Origin of the sequence: Streptomyces polygonati, assembly GCF_042650325.1 — a bacterium.
Taxonomy (GTDB): domain Bacteria; phylum Actinomycetota; class Actinomycetes; order Streptomycetales; family Streptomycetaceae; genus Actinacidiphila; species Actinacidiphila polygonati.
In genome coordinates this window covers 133567-155131 of record NZ_JBHSBB010000003.1, presented here as the reverse complement: position 1 = coordinate 155131, position 21565 = coordinate 133567, and the positions used below count along the sequence as shown (strand labels likewise).

The window sequence follows — 21565 nt, the reverse complement described above, 5'->3', positions numbered from 1 at the left end:
ATGTCCCCCGAGTCTGCCCGAATGCTCGGGCGTTATGACCTCGAACCCGATCTTCGGCGTGGCGGTCGTCACTTTTTCTTCGGGGTCCTTCGGGAATGCTTCGGTCAATTGCCCGAAATGCGCGCTTTGTAGTCCCGTGTGAGTCTGATGGCGGCCATCGGCCACAGCGGCCGGTCGGCCTCGACACCCTCACACCAGGAAGGCACGACCGTGGCTAAGAACCGGAACCAGAACCGCCAGCAGCAGGACCAGCGCGAGGGCCAGCGCCCCGGCCAGGGCGGGGAGTCGCAGGACAACGCGCGTACGTCGTCCTCCGAGGAGCACGCGATGCCGGCCTCGACCCAGGCCCCGCGCAAGCAGAAGCAGCGGTTCGGCCACAACTGACGTCGGCCGACAGCGCCGACAGCCCTGACCCAGCCCAGCTGACCGACCTCGAACGATCGGCACCGATCACTACCGGTCACTAGTGATCACAACTGGTCCGCCCGGTCGCGGATCGGGCCGGTCACCGACGCGGGGGTGCCCTCGACGGCGCCCCCGCGTCCGTACAACCGTCCTTCGGCTCGGCGCACTTCACCGGCGCACTTCACCGGCGCCCGCGCCGGTCCGCGCACCGGCCCGCCGCCCGGGAGTCCCCAATTCTTAGCCGCCCTTTAGGCCGCACCTACCCCCTCCCGTGGCACACTCTGGCCCATGGAGGAGATACGACCGCGGCTGAGGGCAGTACGCGCTGCCCTGTTCGCCGCACTGTGCGTCACCCTCTCCTCCACTTCCCACGTATTGATGGCCCACGCCCCGCTGCCGCTGCCCGTGGTCGCCGGGGCGTTCGTCGCGGTGTTCGCGCTGGCGTACCTGCTCAGTGCGCGCGAGCGCGGCTTCTGGGCGATCGCCGGGCTGATGGTGCCGGTGGAACTCGCCGTCGACACGCTGTTCACCTCCGGCCAGCAGGCCTGCTACGGACCGTCCGGCGGCCCGGTGACCGGCTCCTGGCGGACCCTGCACGAAGCGGTGGTCTGCCACGGCGGCCAGGTCGGCGGCGGCCTGTCCGGGGTGACCGGCGGCCGCGCCGCCCAGCAGATGCCGTCCACCGCGCTGCCCTGGCTGCTGCTGGCCGTCCACATCTCGGTCGGGCTGCTCGCCTCCTGGTGGCTGCGCCGCGGTGAGGCCGCGCTGCACCGGGTGGCCCGCTCGATGGCCACCGCGGCCTTCCGCCCGCTGCTGTTCGCCGTCAGCGCGGCCCGCGCCGGATTCGCCGTGCCGCCGCGCCGGGTCGACCCGGCCGCCGCCCGCACGCAGGGCGGCCCGCCGTCCGCCCGGCCGCTGCTCCATGCCGTCGTACGCCGTGGTCCGCCCGTCCTGGTCGCCGTCTGAGAGACCGCACCACGACCGGCAGTACCCATGGACCCGTACACCCCACGGAGAACTTCAGTCATGAGCAGCAGGAACAGCAAGGCCAGCAAGGACGCCGCCCGTGAGCGGCTGCGCGCGCAGCGTGAGAAGGAGGCCAAGCGGGCCAAGGTCCGCCGCCAGTTGCTGGTCGGCGGCGGCGTGGTGGCGCTGCTGGCGATAGCCGGCGGTGTGGCCGTCGCCGTCAATCAGATGAACCAGCCCGACTACTGGGCGAACGCGCAGAAGCAGACGCTGGTCAAGCCCGCCAACACCTCGGGCACGGACGGCACCACGATCATCATCGGGGACAAGAACAACAAGAACACGGTCCACGAGTTCGAGGACCTGCGCTGCCCGATCTGCGCGGCCTACGAGCAGGCGGCCGGCTCCCAGGTGCTCGCGGGCGCCACCGACGGCAGTTACAAGATCCAGTACACCTTCGGCACCTTCCTGGACCCCGCCAACGGCGGCTCCGGCTCCAAGAAGGCGCTGAGCGCGCTGGGCGCGGCGCTGAACGTCTCCACCGACGCGTTCAACCAGTACCACACCCTGCTCTACAGCAAGGCCGTGCACCCGGACGAGAAGAAGGACACGTTCAACAGCGACAGCTTCCTGATCGCGCAGGCGCAGAAGGTCCCGGCGCTGAAGAACAACGCCAAGTTCGACGACGCGGTGAAGAAGGGCACCTTCGACAAGTGGGCGCTGACGATGAGCAAGTCGTTCGACAGCAGCGGTGTCAACGCGACGCCCACCGTCAAGGTCAACAACAAGGACGTCCAGGTGGCCGGCCTGTCCGCGAGCGCCGTGCAGGCGGCGATCAAGGCCGACCTCACCTGACGGCCGCCGGCTCCCTCGGCTTCCGCCGGGACCGGCCCTACAGGTCCCGGAGGAAGTCGAGCGCGACCGCCCAGGTCCGCTCGGCCGCCTCGGCGTCGTAGTCGGGCAGTTCCGGGTCGGTGTAGAGATGGCCGGCGCCGCGGTAGCGGTGGATCTCCACATCGGCGCCGGCCTTGCGCATCCGCAGGTACCACGCGTTCAGCCAGTCGTCGGTCTCGAACGGGTCGGGCTCGGCGACGTGGAGCTGGACCGGGATGTCGGTCGCCGCGTCGTCGGTCATGTCCGAGGTACCGTGCAGGAGCAGCAGACCTCCGGCCTTGTCGTCACCGAGGGCCAGATTCTGCGCGATGGACCCGCCGAGCGAGAAGCCCGCGTACACCAGGCCTCGTTCCGAGTACGGGGCCGCGGCGACGACGGCGCGGCGCAGCAGTTCGTCCCTGCCGATCTCGTCCTGGATCGCCAGGCCCTCCTCGATCGTCCCCGTCACGCGCCCGTCGTACAGATCCGGTACGACCACCTCGTGCCCGGCGGCCCGCAGCCGGTCGGCGGCGGCGTGGACCGCGGGCCGCAGCCCGTAGGCGCTGTGGAACAGGACAATCGTCACAGGGCTTCCCCTCGTCGGCTCGGGTACCCGGACCATGGTGCCCTACCGCCGTGGCACCCTGGTCGAGGCACCCCTGATCAGGGCGGTTGATGCACGGCAGTCGGTGTGAAGGCGGCTTCCGGTCCGCGGCGGCCGGTGGCACTACGAGGATTCGAGGTGGACATGGAGAGCGTGCTACGGCCGGTCGTGGTGATCGGTGCGGCGGTCCTGGTGACCCTGCTGGTCGGCTGGGCCGCCGACAGATCCCTTCGGTCCGTGGACGCCCGCCACCCCGAGACGCCGCTGTGGGGCCTGCTGCGGCGCTGCCGGCTGCCGGTCCAGCTGGTGCTGTGCACCGCGCTGCTGCGCGGCGCCTACCGCGCCGCCCGGGTCGAGGAGCAGCACGCGCCGCAGGTCGGGCAGGCGCTCACCTTGATCCTGATCGCGTCATCGGCCTGGCTGGTGGTGCGGATCGCCGCCGCGATCACCGACTCGGTCTACGCCCAGTACGCCGGGACCTCCCGCAATGTGCCCAAGATCCGCCGGCTGCGGACCCAGCTGACGCTGATCCAGCGGGTGTTCATCGCGGTGGTGATGGTGATCGCCATCGCCTCGATGCTGTTCACCTTCCCGGAGATGCGCACCATCGGGGCGTCGATGCTGGCCTCGGCCGGGCTGATCGGCATCGTGGCCGGTGTGGCCGCCCAGTCCACGCTGAGCAATCTCTTCGCCGGGCTGCAGATAGCCTTCGGCGACATGGTGCGGATCGGCGACACCGTGGTGGTGGACGGCGAGTGGGGCGTGGTCGAGGAGATCACCCTGACCTTCCTGAGCGTGCGCACCTGGGACGAGCGGCGGCTCACCATGCCGGTGTCGTACTTCACCAGCAAGCCGTTCGAGAACTGGTCCCGCGGCGATCCGCGGATGACCGGCACGGTCTTCTTCCACCTGGACCACTCCACGCCGGTCGACGCGATGCGCAAGCGGACGCTGGAGATCCTGGAGCAGACCTCGGAATGGGACCGCAGGGCGTGGGGCCTGGTGGTGATCGACACCACACCGACCACCATCCAGCTACGGGCGCTGGTCACCGCCAAGGACGCCGAGGACATCTTCAACCTGCGCTGCATCGTGCGCGAGCAGCTGATCGACTGGCTGCGCTGCGAGCACCCCTACGCGCTGCCGCGGATCAACACCGCGACCGCGCCGGGGCGGCCGGAGGCCGGCCAGGACCGCGGGATGGCGCCGATCCCGGACTCCAAGGACCTGGGCCCGGGCCCGGGAGCGCGCTGAGAACGGAGCGCAGGCCCGGCTCGCGCCGCCCGCCGCCGGTCGGCCACGGCCCTCCCCAGCATCACAGACCGCGCATCGAGCGCAGATCGAGGTGGCGCAGCACCCGGTCCACCACCTCCGGGTCGATACCGGGCTCGCTGCGCGCCGCCAGCACCTCGTGGCGGGCGGCGGAGAGCATGTCCTCCTGGTAGTGGCGCAGCGCCTTGATCCGGGCCAGCCGCCGGGTGTGGCTGTCGCGGCGCTCGTACTCCACGATGTCCGGCGAGATCCGGGTGCCCACCTCGAAAGCCCGGCGGTGCAGCATCTCGGAGAGCTCCTCGTCCAGCGTCTCGGTGCGCTCGATCTCCTTCAGCCTGATCCGGGCCGCGGTCATCGCCCGTACCGCCAGGGCGTGTTCCAGGTCGTGCTCGGCCTCGATGTCGCTGCTCACCTCCAGCCGCTTGACCAGCCAGGGCAGGGTGAGCCCCTGCACGACCAGGGTGACCAGCACCACCGAGAAGGAGATGAAGAGCAGTTCCCGGCGCGCCGGGAAGTCCGTGAGGTGGTCGGTGGTCAGCGGGAGCGCCAGGGCCAGGGCCACCGTCACCACGCCGCGCATGCCGGACCACCACATGATGATCGTCTCCGACCACGTCATCGGGATCTCCTCGGCGACATCCCGCAGGCTGTGCAGCTTTCTGGCGACCCAGGAGGCGGGCAGCAGGTAGAGCAGCCGCAGGCCGACCACGACGGCCACCACCAGCGCGGCGTGCCGCAGCATCGACTCCCAGTGCCCGTCAGGGACGGCGAACACGTCGTGCAGTTCGAGGCCGATCAGGCCGAAGGCCACTCCGGTGACCAGGGTGTCCACGATCTCCCAGAAGGTGTTGCCCACCAGCCGGGCCTGCACGTCGTCCGCCTCGAAGGCGTGCTCGGCCAGGAACAGCGCGGTGGTGAGCACCGCGAGCACGCCGGAGCCGCGCAGTTCCTGGGCCAGCGCGTAGGAGGCGTAGGGCACCAGCAGCGACAGGCCGATCTGCAGGGTGGGCTCGCCGACCACGGTCATCAGTCTGTTGGTGCCCCAGCCGAGCACCAGGCCGATGACGACCGCGACCACCGCGTTCAGCAGCAGTTCCAGGACCGCGTGCCCCACCGAGAAGTCACCGGAGACCGCCGCGGCGACCGCGACGTTGTAGAGCACGATCGCGGTGACGTCGTTGAACAGCCCCTCGCCCTCCAGTACGGAGATCATCCGGCGGGGAAGCCCGAGGCTGCCGGCCACCGCGGTCGCGGCCACCGGGTCGGGAGGTGCCACCACCGCGCCGAGGGCGAAGGCGGCGGCCAGCGAGATGCCGGGCACGATCGCTTCGGCGACGGCCGCCACCGCCCCGGTGGTGACGAACACCAGTCCCACCGCGAGCAGGAAGATGGCCCGCTTGTTGATCGCGAACTGCCGCCAGGAGGTGCGCTGCACGGCCGCGTAGAGCAGCGGGGGCAGCAGCAGCGGCAGGATCAGCGAGGGCTCGATGTGGACGTCCGGCACCTGCGGGATCAGCGCCAGCACCCCGCCGAACAGGGTCATCAGCACCGGCGTGGGCAGCGTCAGCCGGTCGGCGAGGGGCACCAGGACGATGGCCGCGAGCGCGATCACGAAGAAGAGGGCGAGCTGATCCACTGCGTCAGCGTGCCATGTCCACGACGGTGGGCCCGGCGGCAATCGCCGGGCGATCGGCTATTTCGCGGCGCCCGCCGGAGCAGTCGCGCGCGCCGGGGTGACCGGGCCGGTGAACTCCCGCTTCATGGCGCGGTGGACGATCCCGGCGTCCATGAACTCCGGCCCGAACGCGGTGTAGCCGAGCCGCTCGTAGAACGCGACGGCGTGCGCCTGCGCCTCCAGATAGACCCCGCGCAGGCCGAGCCGCCGCGCCTCGTCCTCCAGGGCGCGCACCAGCCGGGCCCCGACCCCGGCGCGCCGGGCGGTGCCGAGCACCGCGAGCCGGCCGAGCACGGCGGTGTGCGGGTCGCCGCCGTTCTTCCGCGCGGCGTCCTCGCCGAGCAGCAGCCGACCGGTGCCGGCGCCGTCGGCGAGCACGTGCACCGCCCGGTCGTCCTTGCCGTCCCACTCCAGATCGGCGGGTACGTCCTGCTCCACGACGAAGACCTCGTGCCGTATCGCGTGCACGGCGGCCATCCCCACCGGATCGTCGGCGGGCACCACCCGGACCGCGGTGGCGCCGGGGACGGGCACGGTCACTCGCTGTCCGCCCGCACGGTGTCCAGCGCGTGCTGGAGGTCGGCCGGGTAGCCGCTGGCGAATTCCACCCACTCGCCGTCGGCGGGGTGCTCGAAGCCGAGGCGCACCGCGTGCAGCCACTGCCGGGTCAGCCCGAGCCGCCTGGCCATGGTCGGGTCGGCGCCGTAGGTGAGGTCGCCCACGCACGGGTGGCGGTGGGCGGACATGTGCACCCGGATCTGGTGGGTGCGGCCGGTCTCCAGCTTGATGTCGAGCAGGCTGGCCGAGCGGAACGCCTCGATCAGGTCGTAGTGCGTCACCGAGGGCTTGCCGTCGGCGGTGACCGCCCACTTGTAGTCGTGCTGCGGGTGGCGGCCGACCGGGGCGTCGATGGTGCCGCTCATCGGATCGGGGTGGCCCTGGACCAGGGCGTGGTAGCGCTTGTCCACCACCCGGTCCCGGAACTGCGCCTTGAGCAGGGTGTACGCCCGCTCGGACTTGGCGACCACCATCAGCCCGGAGGTGCCCACGTCCAGCCGGTGCACGATGCCCTGGCGCTCGGCGGCGCCGGAGGTGGAGATCCGGTAGCCGGCCGCCGCCAGGCCGCCGATCACCGTGGTGCCGGTCCAGCCGGGGCTGGGGTGGGCGGCCACCCCGACCGGCTTGACGACGACCAGCACATCGTCGTCGTCGTGGATGATCTCCATGCCCTCGACGGGCTCGGCGACGATCCGCACCGGCTCGGCGGGGGCGGGCATCTCGACCTCGAGCCAGGCCCCGCCGTGCACCCGCTCCGACTTGCCCGCGGCGGAGCCGTCGATGGAGACCTTGCCCGCGGCGGCCAGCTCGGCGGCCTTGGTCCGCGAGAAACCGAACATACGGGCGAGGGCGGCGTCGACGCGCTCGCCTTCGAGGCCATCGGGGACGGGCAGGGAACGGACTTCGGGAACGGTGCTCACCTGATCGAGTATGGGCCCTCAGTCCTGGTGCTTGGTGCCGTCCGGATCCACCCCGCGGAAGGAGAGCAGCACGATGAGCACACCGCCGCAGCAGATCGCCGAGTCGGCGAGGTTGAAGACGGCGAAGTGCTCGGGCTCGATGAAGTCCACCACGCGGCCCTGGAAGCTGCCGGGGGCGCGGAAGACCCGGTCGGTGAGGTTGCCGAAGGCGCCGCCGAGCAGCAGGCCGAGGGCGACCGCCCAGGGCAGGCTGTACAGCCGCCGGGACAGCCGGACGATGACCACGATCACGCCGACCGCGATCAGCGTGAAGACGATCGTCATGCCCTGGCCGAGGCCGAAGGCGGCGCCGGCGTTCCTGATCGCGTCGAACCGCAGATAGTGGCCGAAGACATTGATCGGGTCGTGGTGCTCCAGGCTGTGCACGACCCAGAGCTTGGAGAGCAGGTCGAGCAGGTAGGCCAGCACCGCGACCCCGATCAGCACGGCGATCCGCCGACGGTGCGTCCCGCCGGCCCCGGTCACGCCGGTGGCTCCGGCCGCACCGAGCGGACCGGTCGGAGCGGTGGCACCGCTCGCTCCGGTGGCGTCGGCCACCGCGCCCCCGGGCCCGGTGTGCTCCGCCGCCTCGTCCGGCGATTCCGGCGTGTCCGGCGTTTCCGGCGTGGTGATGCCGCGCTCCGCTTCCGTCACGTGAGTTCCTCAGCCCTTGTGCCCTGTGCCCGCCAGGCCGAATCCTGACTGCTGACGAGGGTACGGCACAGGCGTGCGAGGAGTCAGCGGCGCTCCTGGCGCTGCTTGTCGTCCAGGCACAGGGTAGCCCGCGGGAAGGCCTGCATCCTGGCCTTGCCGATCGGGTTCCCGCACACCTCGCACAGGCCGTAGGTGCCCTCGTCCAGCCGCTGGAGCGCGTGGTCGGCCTGGACGAGCGTCTCGCGGGTGTTGGCGGCCAGCGCCAGCTCGTACTCACGGGTGATGTTCTTGCTGCCGGTGTCGGCCTCGTCGCCCGTGCTGTCGCCCCCGTCCCGCATCAGGCCCGCGACCGCCGCCTCGGACGAGGCCAGCCCGGACTTGAGCCGCTCGACCTCGGAGAGCAGCTCGGAGCGGGCCTCCTCGACCTCTTCCGGCGTCCACGGCTCCTCGCCGGGCAGGACGGCCAATGTGTCCGGTTGCGCCGCGATACCGGCGGCGGGGACCGGGGACCCCGATGTCGTGGCCGGCTGGGCCACGGTCTTCTTCGCTGCCACCTTGCGGACTCCTGTCTTTTCGCGGCCGCGGCCTTGCCGGCCGCCGCCGTCCTGGCCGGCGTTCGTCGCGCCGGTGCCTGCTTCGCCGCCGGCGGGCCGCCGCTTCACGGGCTGCGGCACGGCGGGCCGCGGTCTTCTGGGGGTGTGGTCCGTCCGGGCGGGCTCCTCGTCGAGTCCTCGGTGACCTTGTCCGAGCGTGTTCGGCCTTGTTCGCGAATCGTGCCGGAAACGGTAAATCGGCTTCGGACCCGCGGCAAGCATGCTTCTTCCTGGCCGACCCGGCCACCCGTGGGCAGAAAGGTCTCCATCCGTTGTGCCCAGCCCACCGTCAGGTATTCCGGCAGACCGCCCCGACCATGCCGGAAAGCCGCCATTCGGGTCCAAGCCGCACCGGATGGCGGTTCTTTTTTACCGCCCCGCCCGCCGGCGGGGGCGGGGCGGTAACCGGTCGGCCCGGTGTGGTCGGCGCCGTACACTGGGCGCAGCGAAAGGCGTGGATGGGACGAGTAGCGCCGCACGCAGCCCAGAGCGACCCGGGGGCGGTGGGAGCCCGGGGGTGTGCGCGATGCGAAGATCACCCCGGAGCCGCCGGAGGAAAGCCCGCGGGGGCCGACAGCGCCCCCGAGGCCGTAGAACCGGCTTCGCTGGCCCAATGAGGGGGCGGTGCCGTCCGCAGGGACGGAAGACCGGAAGGTCTGAGCGAGGGCCGTGAGGCCCGAGCGCCGCCAAGGAGGGTGGTACCGCGGGAGCGCGCTCCGTACGCTCTCGTCCCTCCGACGGAAGTCGCGACAAGCGAACCGCGTCCGCCGGAGGAAGAGCCCCGATGAGTCAGCCGCACCAGCCGCAGTACCGCCAGGTGCCCGCCCAGGTCGACCTGCCCGCCCTCGAACACGAGGTGCTGGCCCTGTGGGGCGAGCGCAAGACCTTCGCCCGTTCCCTGGAGCAGACCGAGGGCCGCCCCGACTGGGTGTTCTACGAGGGCCCGCCGACCGCCAACGGCATGCCCGGCGCCCACCACATCGAGGCCCGCGTCTTCAAGGACGTCTTCCCGCGCTTCAAGACCATGCAGGGCCACCATGTGACCCGCAAGGCCGGCTGGGACTGCCACGGCCTGCCGGTCGAGCTCGCGGTGGAGAAGGAGCTGGGCTTCACCGGCAAGCAGGACATCGAGGCGTACGGCATCGCCGAGTTCAACGCCAAGTGCCGCGCGTCGGTCACCCGGCACACCGACGCCTTCGCCGAGCTGACCACACGCATGGGCTACTGGGTGGACCTGGACGAGGCCTACCGCACCATGGACCCGGAGTACGTCGAGTCGGTGTGGTGGTCGCTCAAGCAGATCTTCGGCAAGGGCCTGCTGGTGCAGGACTACCGGGTCGCGCCGTGGTGCCCGCGCGACCAGACCGGGCTGTCCGACCACGAGCTGGCGCAGGGCTACGAGACGATCGTCGACCCCTCGGTCTACGTCCGCTTCCCGCTGACCTCCGGCCCGCTGGCCGGGCGCGCGTCGCTGCTGGTGTGGACGACCACCCCCTGGACCCTGGTGTCCAACACCGCCGTCGCCGCCCACCCGGACGTGACGTATGTGGTGGCCAGCGACGGCGCCGAGCAGCTGGTCGTCGCCGAACCGCTGCTCGGCAAGGCGCTGGGCGAAGGATGGACCCCCACCGGGGAGCGCTTCACCGGCCGCGAGATGGAACGCTGGACGTACGAGCGGCCGTTCTCCTTCGTGGAGATCCCGGACGCGCACTACGTGCTCAACGCCGAGTACGTGACCACCGAGGACGGCACCGGGCTGGTCCACCAGTCCCCCGCCTTCGGCGAGGAGGACCTCAAGGCCTGCCGCGCCTACGGCCTGCCGGTGGTCAATCCGGTCCGCCCCGACGGCACCTTCGAGCCCCAGGTGCCGCTGGTCGGCGGGGTCTTCTTCAAGAAGGCCGACGAGGCGCTGGTGGCCGAACTCCAGGCCACCGGGCGGCTGTTCAAGCACGTGCCGTACGAGCACAGCTATCCGCACTGCTGGCGCTGCCATACCGCGCTGCTCTACTACGCCCAGCCGTCCTGGTACATCCGCACCACCGCGGTCAAGGACGCGCTGCTGCGGGAGAACGAGCGGACCAACTGGTACCCGGACAACGTCAAGCACGGCCGCTACGGCGACTGGCTGGACAACAACGTGGACTGGGCGCTGTCCCGCAACCGCTACTGGGGCACCCCGCTGCCCATCTGGCGCTGCCCGGACGGCCACCTCACCTGTGTCGGCTCGCGCACCGAACTGACCGAGCTGACCGGCACCGACCAGTCGGGACTCGACCCGCACCGCCCGTACATCGACGCGGTGACCTTCCCGTGCCCGAGCTGCTCGGCGACCGCGACCCGGGTGCCCGAGGTGATCGACGCCTGGTACGACTCGGGTTCGATGCCGTTCGCGCAGTGGGGTTATCCGTACCGCAACAAGGACGTCTTCGAGCGGACCTACCCGGCGCAGTTCATCTCCGAGGCGATCGACCAGACCCGCGGCTGGTTCTACACGCTGATGGCGATCGGCACGCTGGTCTTCGACAAGTCCTCGTACGAGAACGTGGTCTGCCTCGGCCACATCCTCGCCGAGGACGGCCGCAAGATGTCCAAGCACCTGGGCAACATCCTGCAGCCGATCCCGCTGATGGACGAGCACGGCGCGGACGCGGTCCGCTGGTTCATGGCGGCCGGCGGCTCCCCCTGGTCGGCCCGCCGGGTCGGCCACGGCACCATCCAGGAAGTCGTCCGCAAGACGCTGCTCACCTACTGGAACACGGTCGCCTTCCAGGCGCTGTACGCCCGTACCTCCGGCTGGGCGCCGAGCGCGTCCGACCCGGCGGTGGAAGACCGCCCGCTGCTGGACCGCTGGCTGGTCGGTGAGCTCAACGTCCTGGTCCGGGACGTCACCGACGCGCTGGAGACGTACGACACCCAGCGGGCCGGCAAGGTGCTGTCCGCCTTCGTGGACGACCTGTCCAACTGGTACGTGCGCCGGTCCCGGCGGCGGTTCTGGCAGGGCGACGCGGCGGCGCTGCGCACCCTGCACGACGTGGTCGAGACGGTGACCCGGCTGATGGCCCCGCTGGTGCCGTTCATCACCGAACGCGTCTGGCAGGACCTGGTGGTGCCGGTGGTCCCGGACGGGCCGGACTCGGTGCACCTGGCGTCCTGGCCGGCGGTCGCGGCGGACCGGATCGACCCGGCGCTGTCCGAGCGGATGCGGCTGGTCCGGCGGCTGGTGGAGCTGGGCCGCGCGACCCGGGCGGAGTCGGGCGTCAAGACCCGTCAGCCGCTGTCCCGGGCGCTGGTGGCCGCGGCGGGCTTCGGCGAGCTGTCCGAGGAGCTGCGCGGCCAGATCGCGGAGGAGCTCAACGTCTCGTCGCTGGCGTCCTTGTCGGAGGTCGGCGGCTCACTGGTCGACACCACCGCGAAGGCGAACTTCCGCGCGCTGGGCAAGCGGTTCGGCAAGGGCGTCCAGGCGGTCGCCGCCGCCGTGGCCGCCGCCGACGCGGCCGCCCTGTCGGCGTCGCTGCGCGAGCGGGGCGCGGCGACGGTCGAGGTCGACGGCGAGGCCGTGACCCTGGCGCCCGAGGAGGTCATCGTCACCGAGACACCGCGCGAGGGCTGGTCGGTCGCCTCCGACTCCGGCGCGACGGTCGCGCTGGACCTGCGGATCACCCCCGAGCTGCGGCTGGCCGGGCTGGCCCGCGATGTGATCAGGCTCATCCAGGACGCCCGCAAGAATTCCCTCTTCGATGTGTCCGACCGCATCGCCGTCCGCTTCACCACCACCGACCCCGAGCTGGCGGCCGCCCTCTCGGCCCATGCCTCCCTCATCGCCGAGGAAGTCCTGGCCACGGACTTCGCCGAAGGCGCCCCCGACGAGGCCTTCGGCCCGCCCTTCACCGACGCCCCCCTCGGCCTCACCTTCCACCTCCGCAGGGCCTGACCCACCCCCTCAGGGGCTCCCCCGGCCACCACTGGGGGAGCCCCTGAGGACAGAAAAGGGCCGGGCCCCTGCGGGGAAGTGATTCCCCGGGGGCCCGGTCCTTCGGTCAGGTCAGCGCCTGGCGGTCAGTTGTCGTCCTCGTCGATCAGGAATCCCCGCATCGGCGTCGGCGCCTGCTGCAACGGCGCCGGGCCCTGGGGCCGGACCGGAGCCATCGGCTGGGTCATCGCCGGGGACATCTGCTGCTGACCGCCGCCGTAGGCCGGGCCGGGGGTGTGGCCCATGCTCTGGCCGCCGCCGTAGGAGGGACCCGCGCCGGTGTGGCCCATGGCGCCGGCGCCGGCCGGAGCCATGCCGTTCATGGAACTGCCGCTCATCGAGGAAGCGGACGGCAGGGACGGGGCCGGCGGACTCGTCCGCGGCGGGGCGAGCGAGTCGTCCGCCTGGTTCTCCAGCTGGCGCAGCTGGGACTCCAGGTAGGACTTCAGCCGGGTGCGGTACTCCCGCTCGAAGCCGCGCAGATCCTCGACCTTGCGCTCCAGCGTCGCGCGGGCGGACTCCAGTGAGCCCATGGCGACGCGGTGCTTCTCCTGTGCGTCCCGCTCCAGCGCGTCCGCCTTGGCGCGGGCGTCCCGCTCCAGACCCTCGGCGCGGCTCCGGGCCTCGCCGACGATCTTGTTGGCCTCGGAACGCGCCTCGGCGATGGCCTGGTCGGCGGTCTGCTGGGCGAGCGACAGGACACGGGCGGCGCTGTCGCCACCGGGGCCCTGCTGCTGCATGGGGTGCTGACCCATCGGGCCGGGACCCTGCTGCTGCATCGGGTGCTGGCCCATCGGACCGGGACCCTGCATACCGCCCTGCATGCCAGGACCCTGCTGCATGGGGTGACCCTGCTGCTGCATCGGGTGCTGGCCCATCGGACCGGGACCCTGCATTCCACCCTGCATGCCAGGACCCTGCTGCATGGGGTGACCCTGCTGCTGCATCGGGTGCTGCTGCATGGGGCCGGGGCCCTGCTGGCCGTTGGGGCCGGGGGGCAGCTGCGGTGCACCGCCGGGCAGCTGGGGCGGGCCCATCTGCTGCTGCGGCATCTGCTGTTGCACCGGCTGCGGTCCCGATATGGCCGCGGGTACCGGCCGGTCCTGTTGCTCGGGCTTGCGCATGCCCTGCTGTTGGTTCTGGGCGGCGGCACGAGTCGCGGCGGCCAGTTTGGCGCGCAGATCCTCGTTCTCGCGGAGCAGCCTGGTCAGCTCCGCCTCCACCTCGTCGAGGAAGGCGTCGACCTCGTCCTCGTCATAGCCTTCTCGGAGGCGGACGGTCGTGAACTGCTTGTTCCGAACGTCCTCGGGGGTCAGCGGCATCTCTTCACCTCAACGTGATCGTCGACATATCGGGAGCCCGCACCGGTCATCACTGCAAGCCCTTCAGTACGTCGAGCAGGATGAGCACGATGATCATCAGTACAAAGAAGGACAAGTCGAGCGCCACGCCCCCGATCCGCAACGGCGGGATGAACCGCCGCAGGAGCTTGAGTGGCGGATCGGTGACAGTGTAGGTGCCTTCCAAGACGACCACCATCGGCCTCCCAGGGTGCCATGAACGGGCGAACTGGAAGACGTAATCCATCACCAATCGGAAAAGCAGGACGGCGAAGAAGCACGCAAGCGCGACCCACAGCACTTGGAGTGCGATGTCCATCGCGCTTCCCTCTCCCCTGCTCTGTCGGCCGGTCGGCCGGGTCCTGCGGTTGCGGTCGGCTCAGCTCTGGTTGAAGAACCCACCCTCGGCGATCCGGGCTTTGTCTTCCGCCGTGACGTCGACGTTAGCAGGCGAGAGCAGAAAGACCTTCTGCGTCACCCGCTCGATGCTTCCGTGCAGACCGAAGACCAGACCGGCCGCGAAGTCGACGAGCCGCTTCGCGTCGGTGTCGTCCATCTCGGTCAAGTTCATGATCACCGGCGTACCCTCACGGAAGTGTTCCCCGATAGTACGGGCTTCGTTGTAGGTCCGGGGGTGCAGTGTCGTGATCCGGTAGGGCTCGCGCTCTGACACGACCTTGGGCATGATCACCGGTGCGTTCTTCTCCAGGCTGTGACGATCAGGTGTGATGGATGCCACTGGGGCGATCCGCGGTTCGCGGGGTGCCGGGGGGTGCACGAGCCGGGGTGGCTCGTCCTGTGGCGGCTGGTGCTGGATCGGCGTGGGGACGTGCTGACGCCGGGGGACGCGCTCGGGTTCCGGGGCGGTCCGGCCGCCGGGCGGGGTGGCCATCTCGGGTTCGAACTCGTCGTCCGGGTCGAACCCCGGCCCGTCGTATCCGTCGTCCTCCACGAGGCCGAGGTAGACCGCCATTTTGCGCATCGCGCCGGCCATTGCTCTGCGTCCTCTCAGCGGGGTTGCGGTCCTCGGCCGTTGGTGGGACGGCCGCCACACCATATTTATGCTGTGGTCCGACTTGTTTGGTGACGTTACCGGAGCCGCGGACGGACTCCGAGCACCGCCGTACCGACGCGTACATGTGTCGCTCCGGCCGCCACGGCGTGTTCGAGGTCCTGGCTCATCCCTGCCGAGACCATGTTCGCAGCCGGATGAGTCTCGCGCAGGCCGGACGAGATTTCCACCAACCGGTCGAACGCGGCGCGTGGTTGGCCGGCGTACTGGCCGGCCAGCGGTGCGACGGTCATCACTCCGTCCAGCCGCAGGCCCTCGGCCGAGGCGATCGCGTCGGCGATCGCGCCGACCGCGTCGGGCGCCACTCCGCCGCGCTCGCCCCGCTCACCCGAGCCGGCGTCGAGGGCGACCTGGACCAGGCAGCCGAGCTCCCGGCCGGCCGCGGTGGCCGCGCCGGACAGCGCCCCGACCAGCCGGAGTCGGTCGACGGAATGCACATGATCAGCGTAACGGACCACGCTGCGGACCTTGTTGGTCTGCAACTGGCCCACGAAGTGCCAGCTGAGCGGGAGTTCGGCGCACTCCTCGGCCTTGGCGGCGGCCTCCTGGTCGCGGTTCTCCGCGACCTGCCGGACGCCGAGCCCGGCGAGCAGCCGGACGTCATCGGCCGGGTAGGTCTTGGTGACCACGATCAGGGTGACGTCGGCGCGGTCGCGCCCCGCCCCGGCGCAGGCGGCGGCGATGCGCTCCTCCACCCGGGCAAGCTGCGCGGCGAGTTGGTCGGCTCTGTCGTTCACTCGGTTCCGTCCAGCCAGACATAGCCGGCGAGCCGACCGGTGGTGCGCTCGCGGCGGTAGGAGAAGTGGTCGGCGGACTCCAGCGTGCACACGTCCGGTGTCCCGATCACCTGTACGCCGCAGCGCGCGAGTTGGGAGCGCACGCCGGCGCTCACGTCGAGCGCCGGCGTACCCCAACTCGTCTCGGCGTACGCCTCGGGCACGACCGCGGCCACCTCGTCCCGCAGTTGAGCGGGTACTTCATAGCACTTACCGCATACGGAGGGTCCGAGGACGGCGATGATACGACCGGGGTCGGCACCCTGACGGGTCATCGCCTCGACGGCGGCCGGCGCCACTCCGGCGAGCAGTCCCGGTCGCCCGGAGTGCGCCGCGGCGACGACCCCGGCTCGCGGATCGGCGAGCAGCACCGGTACGCAGTCGGCGGTCAGCACCGCGAGGGTGAGGTCGGGCCGGGTGGTGACCAGCGCGTCGACGGCCGGCACCGGGCCGTCGCCCCAGGGGGCGTCGACCACGGCGACGTCGCGGCCGTGCACCTGGTTCATCCAGACCACCCGGTCGGGGTCGCGGCCGAGCGCGCCGGCGGCCAGCGCCCGGTTGGCCAGGACGGCGGCCGGGTCGTCGCCGACCGCTCCGCCGAGATTGAGGCTGTCATGAGGAACGGCGCTCACCCCGCCCCACCGGTCGGTGAAGGCGAAGTGCGCGCCGTCCGCTGCTGTGCGATGCCCTATCACTGCCGGGCGGTCACTTCAGGAAGTCCGGGACGTCGAGTTCCTCGGCGGCGGTGTCCTGGTAGGGGCGGGCCGGGGGCACCACGGGCTGGTGGTGCACCGGTGCGGACGGCGACTCGGCCGCCGGCTCGCTGTCCGGCTCCGACTCCGACGGCGAGGTCGGCAGGCTGCCGATGCCGCTGAAGGAGGGGGCGGAGCGGGGCGGTTCGATCCGCGGGGCGGGGGCCTGGACGGCCTCGTCGCGCGGGTAGGGGTTGAGCACCCGGTCACGGGAGCCCTTGGGGGGTGGCTGGCCGCCGTCGAAGCCGGCCGCGATCACGGTGACCCGCACCTCGTCGCCGAGCGCGTCGTCGATGACCGCGCCGAAGATGATGTTGGCCTCGGGGTGCGCGGCCTCGCTGACCAGCTGGGCGGCTTCGTTGATCTCGAACAGGCCGAGGTCGGAGCCGCCGGAGATGGACAGCAGCACACCGCGGGCGCCGTCGATCGACGCCTCCAGCAGGGGCGAGGAGATCGCCATCTCCGCCGCGGCCACCGCCCGGTCGTCGCCCCGGGCCGAGCCGATGCCCATCAGCGCCGAACCGGCCTCCGACATCACCGACTTCACATCGGCGAAGTCCAGGTTGATCAGGCCGGGGGTGGTGATCAGATCGGTGATGCCCTGCACACCGGAGAGCAGGACCTGGTCGGCGGAGCGGAACGCGTCGAGCACGCTGACCTGGCGGTCCGAGATGGACAGCAGCCGGTCGTTCGGGATCACGATCAGCGTGTCGACGTTCTCCCTCAGTCCGGCGATACCGTCCTCGGCCTGGTTGGCGCGACGGCGGCCCTCGAAGGTGAAGGGGCGGGTGACCACACCGATGGTCAGCGCACCCAGTGAGCGGGCGATGTTGGCGACCACGGGGGCGCCACCGGTGCCGGTGCCGCCGCCCTCGCCCGCGGTGACGAAGACCATGTCGGCGCCCTTGAGCACCTCTTCGATCTCTTCACGGTGGTCTTCGGCGGCCTTGCGGCCGACATCGGGGTTGGCGCCCGCGCCGAGGCCACGGGTCAGTTCACGGCCGACGTCGAGCTTGACGTCGGCGTCGCTCATCAGGAGGGCCTGTGCATCGGTGTTGATCGCGATGAACTCGACGCCCTTGAGACCGACCTCGATCATCCGGTTGATGGCGTTGACACCACCGCCGCCGATGCCGACGACCTTGATGACTGCGAGGTAGTTCTGGGGTGCTGCCACGTCGAAGCCCTCTCGCCTCGATTACGAATCGTGTGGGACGGTCGGTGGCTCGCCGGTTGCCGTTCTGAACCCTAACCCTGAGGTTTAGGGTTACCAGTATGCCTGTCCCACGTGTTCTCTTGGGACAGGACACTAAGTCGACAAGCGGTAGCGGTTCAACGAACACGCCGAACCTACCGTTTTTCTTTTCACCCTATGTGATCACGCCGTCCTTCGAAGTGCCAGGGTCGCACACCTTGCGCCCCCGCCGAACCGCGCGTCAACTCCCTGACACGGCAGGGGCGGTGGGGGCACTGACGTCGAAGTGGGTCGCACCCGGCTCGGCCGTCAGCAGGGCGGAGAGTACGACGGCCTTCCGCGCGCCGTCCTGCGCGCTCCCCCACACCACCGAGCGCCCGTGTGTGAGTTCGACGGTGATGCCGTCATAGGAACGTACCCGGATGGCGGTGGCCCGGCCCCGCAGCGAATCGGGGAGATCGGCCGCCACCGCAATCGCCGAGCGCAGCAGCCGCGTTGTTCCGAAATACCGCAGACTCGCGGTCCTGGCCGGTGTCAATTGCACCAGCGGCACTCCGGCGGGCGCCCGGTCGACGGTGGCGAATCGCACCCCGGCACGGTCGACTTCGACGAACTTCCCGCCGCTTTCCAGCGCCGCCGAGGCGACGCGCTCGGTCACCTGGACCGCCACGGTGTGCGGCCAGGAGCGCGTCACCTCGACCTGGCCGATCCTCGGCAGGGCGGCGAGCAGCCGCTTCTCCACCGCGCCGGTGTCGACCGAGACCAGCGGGCCGCCGAGCGGTACGGCGGCGGCCCGCCGGATCTGATCCGCCGTCAGTTCCCGGCCGCCGTGCACGGACACGGTGGTGGCCCGGAACCAGGGGGAGCCGTAGACCGCCCAGGTGCCGCCGCCGACCAGCACGGTGAGCGCGAGCAGCGCCAGCAGCGCGGTCAGCCGCCGCGGCGGCCTGCGCGGGCCGCGCGCCGGGACGCCGACCGGGCCGTCCTGCGCCGGTCCGGCCCGGTCGGCGTCCCGGCGCGCGGTCGTGTCCGCGCCGCCGCTCATACCGCGCCCCCGGCGGCCGCCGGCCCGGGGCGGCGTACCGGACGGCGACCGGTGCTCCGGCCCCGCGCGCGGTGCGCGCCGGCGCTCGTCGGCCGGCGCCGGGTCGGTCGCTCGGCGCATGCCTCGGCTCGGGTCATCCCGGCCCTCCGTTCGTCCCGTGCCCCGCGGCCCTGCGGGCGGGCCGCGGGGCCCTTGCGGTCAGGGGCTCCGGGGCACGCCCCGGGTCCCGTCCCCTATCGTGCCCGGCCCGCGGCCACCGCCTCGTACACCATGCCGACCAGCAGGTCGTCCGCGTCACGACGGCCGAACTCGGCGGCGGCGCGGGACATGTCGTAGAGCCGGTGCGGGTCGGTGAGCACGGGCAGCACATTGCCGAGCACCCAGTCCGGGGTCAGCTCCGCGTCGTCCACCAGCAGGCCGCCGCCCGCCTTGACCACCGGCTGCGCGTTGAGCCGCTGCTCACCGTTGCCGATCGGCAGCGGCACGTACGCGGCGGGCAGGCCGACCGCGGACAGCTCGGCCACCGTCATGGCACCGGCCCGGCACAGCATCATGTCGGCGGCGGCGTAGGCCAGGTCCATCCGGTCGAGGTACGGCACCGGGCGGTACGGCGGCATGCCGGGCATGTTGTCGGACCGGGGAAGTTCGTTCTTGGGGCCGACCGCGTGCAGGATCTGCACGCCGGACTGCTGGAGGCGGGGGGCGACCGCGGTCACCACCTCGTTGAGCCGCCGGGCGCCCTGGGAGCCGCCGGAGACCAGCAGGGTCGGCAGGTTCTGGTCGAGGCCGAAGGCGTGCCGGGCCTCCGGGCGGGCCGCGCCCCGGTCGAGGGTGGCGATGGAGCGGCGCAGCGGGATGCCGATGTAGCGGGCGTCGCGCAGCTTGCTGTCCGGGGTGGAGACGGCGACCGCGTGGGCGTAGCGCGAGCCGATCTTGTTGGCCAGGCCCGGACGGGCGTTGGCTTCGTGCACCACGATCGGGACACCGAGCCGCTTGGCGGCCAGATAGCCGGGCAGCGCGACATAGCCGCCGAAGCCGACCACGCAGTCGGCCTTGGTTCGTTCCAGGATCTGCTCGGCCGCCTTGATGGTGCCGCGCAGCCGGCCGGGCACGGTGATCAGTTCGGGGGTGGGCCGGCGGGGCAGCGGTACGGCGGGGATCAGGGCCAGTTCATAGCCGCGTTCGGGCACCAGCCTGGTCTCCAGGCCCTTCTCGGTGCCGAGTGCGGTGATTCCCACGGTCGGATCCTGCCTGCGCAGGGCATCGGCGAGCGCGAGCGCCGGCTCGATGTGGCCGGCGGTCCCCCCGCCGGCGAGTACGACATGCACCGAAATTCACCGCTCTCCGGACGGCCGCCGTCTGGCGTACCGTCGCATCGTCCGTCTCACGGCCCCGGTCAGGGGGTTGTTGTGCCCCCGCACGGCCAGGGCCGCTCGCGCCGCGGGCTCGTTCCTGGCGAAGGAGATCAGCAGCCCGATCGCGAACATGGTCGGCAGCAGGGCCGAACCTCCGTAGGAGAACAGCGGGAGCGGGACGCCGGCGATCGGCAGCAGGCCGAGCACCGCACCGATGTTGATCACGGCCTGAACCATGATCCAGGTGGTCACACCACCCGCTGCGAACCTGACGAAGGGGTCCTCCGTACGACTGGCCACGCGGATACCCGCGTAGCCTAGTGCCGCGAAGAGGGCCAGCACCGACAGTGTGCCCGCCAGGCCGAGTTCCTCCCCGGTGACGGCGAAGATGAAGTCGGTGTGCGGCTCGGGGAGTTCGCCCCATTTCTCCACACTGGCGCCGAGACCGGAGCCGAACCAGCCGCCGGACGCCAGCGCGTAGATGCCGTGCACGGCCTGCCAGCAGCCGGTGCCCGGATCGCTGGCGCCGATGCAGTGCAGCCGGCCCATCCGGTTGGGGCTGGTCGCGATGGCCAGCACGCCCAGCGCGGTGGCGCCGGCCAGTACGCCGGTGAACAGCCGGGTGGGGGCGCCGGCCAGCCACAGCATGCCGAAGAGGATGGCGGTCAGGATCACGGTGGTGCCCATGTCGCCGCCGAGCATGATCAGGCCGAGCAGCAGCACGGTGACCGGGACCAGCGGGACGAGCAGGTGCTTCCACTGGACCAGGAGGTTCTTGTCGTTCTTGCGGGCCAGCAGGTCCGCGCCCCACATCACCAGCGCGAGCTTGCCGAACTCGCTGGGCTGGAGCTGGAAGGGGCCGCCGATGGACAGCCAGTTGGTGTTGCCGTTGACCGACACCCCCACATGGGGCACCTGCACCAGGCACATCAGGAACACCGAGCCGAGCAGCAGCGGGTAGGACAGCGCCCGGTGCAGCCGGACCGACAGCCGGGCGGCGAACCACAGCAGCACCGACCCGATGGCGACGGCGAGCAGCTGCTTGCGGAAGTAGAAGGTCGACGGCAGACCGTTCTGCAGTGCCTTGATCTGCGAGGCGGAGTAGACCATCACCAGGCCCAGCACGGTGATCAGCAGCCCGGCCCCCAGGATGACGTAGTACGCCGTCAGCGGGCGGTCCCAGGCTTCGCGCACCCGTCCGGGCAGCCGTACCGCGCCGCGCAGGGCGCTCGGCGCGGCGCCGCGCGGGCGCGGGGCGGGGCGCGGGATCCGGGGTGCCGGCCGCCCGCCGCCCGGCCGGGGCGCGGCGGTGCGGCGGGAGCTGTCCTCGGTGGCCCGGGGCAGCGGCCGGCCGCCGCGGATCCCGGCGCCGGCCGTCCGCGGGCCGGCCGGGCGGCGGTCGCCGCCGCGCGGGACCGGGCGGTCGGCGCTCATGACGTCCCCCCGGGGCGGCGGGGGGCCGGCCCGGCCTCCGCGGAGCCCGTGCGGGCGATGGGACGGT

General features: G+C 71.5%; 20 protein-coding genes. 5 read left to right on the top strand and 15 right to left on the bottom strand.

The features are described 5' to 3' along the window. The first annotated feature begins 210 nt into the window (after positions 1–210). The 3 genes from ACFO3J_RS02665 to ACFO3J_RS02655 all read left to right on the top strand — a co-directional run bounded on the left by ACFO3J_RS02665 (position 211) and on the right by ACFO3J_RS02655 (position 2226). Positions 211–384 carry a hypothetical protein gene (locus ACFO3J_RS02665; RefSeq protein ID WP_386425700.1) on the top strand — a complete coding sequence of 58 codons (174 nt, stop codon included), beginning with the start codon at positions 211–213 and terminating at the stop codon, positions 382–384. A 309-nt stretch (positions 385–693) separates the two neighbouring features. Then, entirely contained in the window at positions 694–1371 is a 678-nt protein-coding gene (locus ACFO3J_RS02660; protein WP_386425698.1) for a hypothetical protein, read from the top strand. A 60-nt stretch (positions 1372–1431) separates the two neighbouring features. Beyond that, entirely contained in the window at positions 1432–2226 is a 795-nt protein-coding gene (locus ACFO3J_RS02655; RefSeq protein ID WP_386425695.1) for a thioredoxin domain-containing protein, read from the top strand. Positions 2227–2263: 37 nt separating this feature from the next. On the opposite strand, the gene ACFO3J_RS02650 is transcribed toward ACFO3J_RS02655, so the two are convergent. Further along, entirely contained in the window at positions 2264–2866 is a 603-nt protein-coding gene (locus tag ACFO3J_RS02650; RefSeq protein WP_386425693.1) for a dienelactone hydrolase family protein, read from the bottom strand. A 126-nt stretch (positions 2867–2992) separates the two neighbouring features. On the opposite strand from ACFO3J_RS02650, the gene ACFO3J_RS02645 reads away from it, so the two are divergent. Then, positions 2993–4102, top strand: coding sequence for a mechanosensitive ion channel family protein (locus tag ACFO3J_RS02645; protein WP_386426023.1), 1110 nt, complete (start codon positions 2993–2995; stop codon positions 4100–4102). 61 nt (positions 4103–4163) lie between these two features. Here ACFO3J_RS02645 and ACFO3J_RS02640 read toward each other — a convergent pair whose 3' ends face one another. The 5 genes from ACFO3J_RS02640 to ACFO3J_RS02620 all read right to left on the bottom strand — a co-directional run bounded on the left by ACFO3J_RS02640 (position 4164) and on the right by ACFO3J_RS02620 (position 8520). Then, complete coding sequence (locus ACFO3J_RS02640) at positions 4164–5756, bottom strand: Na+/H+ antiporter (protein WP_386425690.1); 1593 nt, start codon at positions 5754–5756, stop codon at positions 4164–4166. 57 nt (positions 5757–5813) lie between these two features. Beyond that, on the bottom strand, positions 5814–6272 hold the full coding sequence (locus ACFO3J_RS02635; RefSeq protein WP_386426022.1) for a GNAT family N-acetyltransferase: 459 nt from the start codon (positions 6270–6272) through the stop codon (positions 5814–5816). 59 nt (positions 6273–6331) lie between these two features. Next, positions 6332–7273 carry an RluA family pseudouridine synthase gene (locus ACFO3J_RS02630; protein ID WP_386425687.1) on the bottom strand — a complete coding sequence of 314 codons (942 nt, stop codon included), beginning with the start codon at positions 7271–7273 and terminating at the stop codon, positions 6332–6334. A gap of 18 nt (positions 7274–7291) precedes the next feature. Beyond that, positions 7292–7966 (bottom strand): signal peptidase II, encoded by a 675-nt coding sequence (gene lspA, locus ACFO3J_RS02625; protein ID WP_386425685.1) that lies wholly within the window; start codon positions 7964–7966, stop codon positions 7292–7294. Between the two features lie 83 nt (positions 7967–8049). Continuing rightward, positions 8050–8520 (bottom strand): TraR/DksA family transcriptional regulator, encoded by a 471-nt coding sequence (locus ACFO3J_RS02620; RefSeq protein WP_386425682.1) that lies wholly within the window; start codon positions 8518–8520, stop codon positions 8050–8052. A gap of 823 nt (positions 8521–9343) precedes the next feature. Between ACFO3J_RS02620 and ileS the strand changes: the two genes are divergently transcribed. Further along, on the top strand, positions 9344–12490 hold the full coding sequence (gene ileS / locus ACFO3J_RS02615; RefSeq protein WP_386425680.1) for an isoleucine--tRNA ligase: 3147 nt from the start codon (positions 9344–9346) through the stop codon (positions 12488–12490). 125 nt (positions 12491–12615) lie between these two features. Here ileS and ACFO3J_RS02610 read toward each other — a convergent pair whose 3' ends face one another. The 9 genes from ACFO3J_RS02610 to ftsW form a co-directional block, all read right to left on the bottom strand. Beyond that, positions 12616–13851, bottom strand: a complete 1236-nt coding sequence (locus ACFO3J_RS02610; protein WP_386425677.1) for a DivIVA domain-containing protein — start codon at positions 13849–13851, stop codon at positions 12616–12618. 49 nt (positions 13852–13900) lie between these two features. Further along, positions 13901–14188 carry a YggT family protein gene (locus ACFO3J_RS02605; protein ID WP_386425675.1) on the bottom strand — a complete coding sequence of 96 codons (288 nt, stop codon included), beginning with the start codon at positions 14186–14188 and terminating at the stop codon, positions 13901–13903. A gap of 60 nt (positions 14189–14248) precedes the next feature. Further along, positions 14249–14863 carry a cell division protein SepF gene (locus tag ACFO3J_RS02600; protein ID WP_386425673.1) on the bottom strand — a complete coding sequence of 205 codons (615 nt, stop codon included), beginning with the start codon at positions 14861–14863 and terminating at the stop codon, positions 14249–14251. Positions 14864–14958: 95 nt separating this feature from the next. Beyond that, entirely contained in the window at positions 14959–15678 is a 720-nt protein-coding gene (locus ACFO3J_RS02595) for a YggS family pyridoxal phosphate-dependent enzyme (RefSeq protein WP_386425671.1), read from the bottom strand. Next, positions 15675–16412 (bottom strand): peptidoglycan editing factor PgeF, encoded by a 738-nt coding sequence (pgeF, locus tag ACFO3J_RS02590; protein WP_386425668.1) that lies wholly within the window; start codon positions 16410–16412, stop codon positions 15675–15677. Before pgeF ends, ACFO3J_RS02595 begins: the two co-directional genes overlap by 4 nt. A gap of 10 nt (positions 16413–16422) precedes the next feature. Next, the gene (gene ftsZ / locus ACFO3J_RS02585) at positions 16423–17646 is read right to left on the bottom strand and encodes a cell division protein FtsZ (RefSeq protein WP_386425666.1); all 1224 of its coding nucleotides are present in this window, start codon (positions 17644–17646) and stop codon (positions 16423–16425) included. Between the two features lie 259 nt (positions 17647–17905). Continuing rightward, positions 17906–18709: a cell division protein FtsQ/DivIB gene (locus tag ACFO3J_RS02580; RefSeq protein WP_386425663.1), complete on the bottom strand. Its 804-nt coding sequence runs from the start codon at positions 18707–18709 to the stop codon at positions 17906–17908. Between the two features lie 233 nt (positions 18710–18942). Next, a complete protein-coding gene (murG, locus tag ACFO3J_RS02575) occupies positions 18943–20037 on the bottom strand; it encodes an undecaprenyldiphospho-muramoylpentapeptide beta-N-acetylglucosaminyltransferase (RefSeq protein WP_386425661.1) in 1095 nt (364 codons plus the stop codon). Between the two features lie 6 nt (positions 20038–20043). Then, complete coding sequence (gene ftsW / locus ACFO3J_RS02570; protein WP_386425658.1) at positions 20044–21498, bottom strand: putative lipid II flippase FtsW; 1455 nt, start codon at positions 21496–21498, stop codon at positions 20044–20046. Between the last annotated feature and the right edge of the window lie 67 nt (positions 21499–21565).

Bases quoted from the DNA above. Each gene is read 5' to 3' on its own strand.
- ACFO3J_RS02660 (WP_386425698.1), top strand. From the start codon at position 694: ATGGAGGAGATACGACCGCGGCTGAGGGCAGTACGCGCTGCCCTGTTC.
- ACFO3J_RS02655 (WP_386425695.1), top strand. From the start codon at position 1,432: ATGAGCAGCAGGAACAGCAAGGCCAGCAAGGACGCCGCCCGTGAGCGG.
- ACFO3J_RS02650 (WP_386425693.1), bottom strand. From the start codon at position 2,866: ATGGTCCGGGTACCCGAGCCGACGAGGGGAAGCCCTGTGACGATTGTC.
- ACFO3J_RS02645 (WP_386426023.1), top strand. From the start codon at position 2,993: ATGGAGAGCGTGCTACGGCCGGTCGTGGTGATCGGTGCGGCGGTCCTG.
- ACFO3J_RS02635 (WP_386426022.1), bottom strand. From the start codon at position 6,272: ATGGCCGCCGTGCACGCGATACGGCACGAGGTCTTCGTCGTGGAGCAG.
- ileS (WP_386425680.1), top strand. From the start codon at position 9,344: ATGAGTCAGCCGCACCAGCCGCAGTACCGCCAGGTGCCCGCCCAGGTC.
- ACFO3J_RS02610 (WP_386425677.1), bottom strand. From the start codon at position 13,851: ATGCCGCTGACCCCCGAGGACGTTCGGAACAAGCAGTTCACGACCGTC.
- ACFO3J_RS02605 (WP_386425675.1), bottom strand. From the start codon at position 14,188: ATGGACATCGCACTCCAAGTGCTGTGGGTCGCGCTTGCGTGCTTCTTC.
- ACFO3J_RS02600 (WP_386425673.1), bottom strand. From the start codon at position 14,863: ATGGCCGGCGCGATGCGCAAAATGGCGGTCTACCTCGGCCTCGTGGAG.
- ACFO3J_RS02580 (WP_386425663.1), bottom strand. From the start codon at position 18,709: ATGAGCGGCGGCGCGGACACGACCGCGCGCCGGGACGCCGACCGGGCC.
- ftsW (WP_386425658.1), bottom strand. From the start codon at position 21,498: ATGAGCGCCGACCGCCCGGTCCCGCGCGGCGGCGACCGCCGCCCGGCC.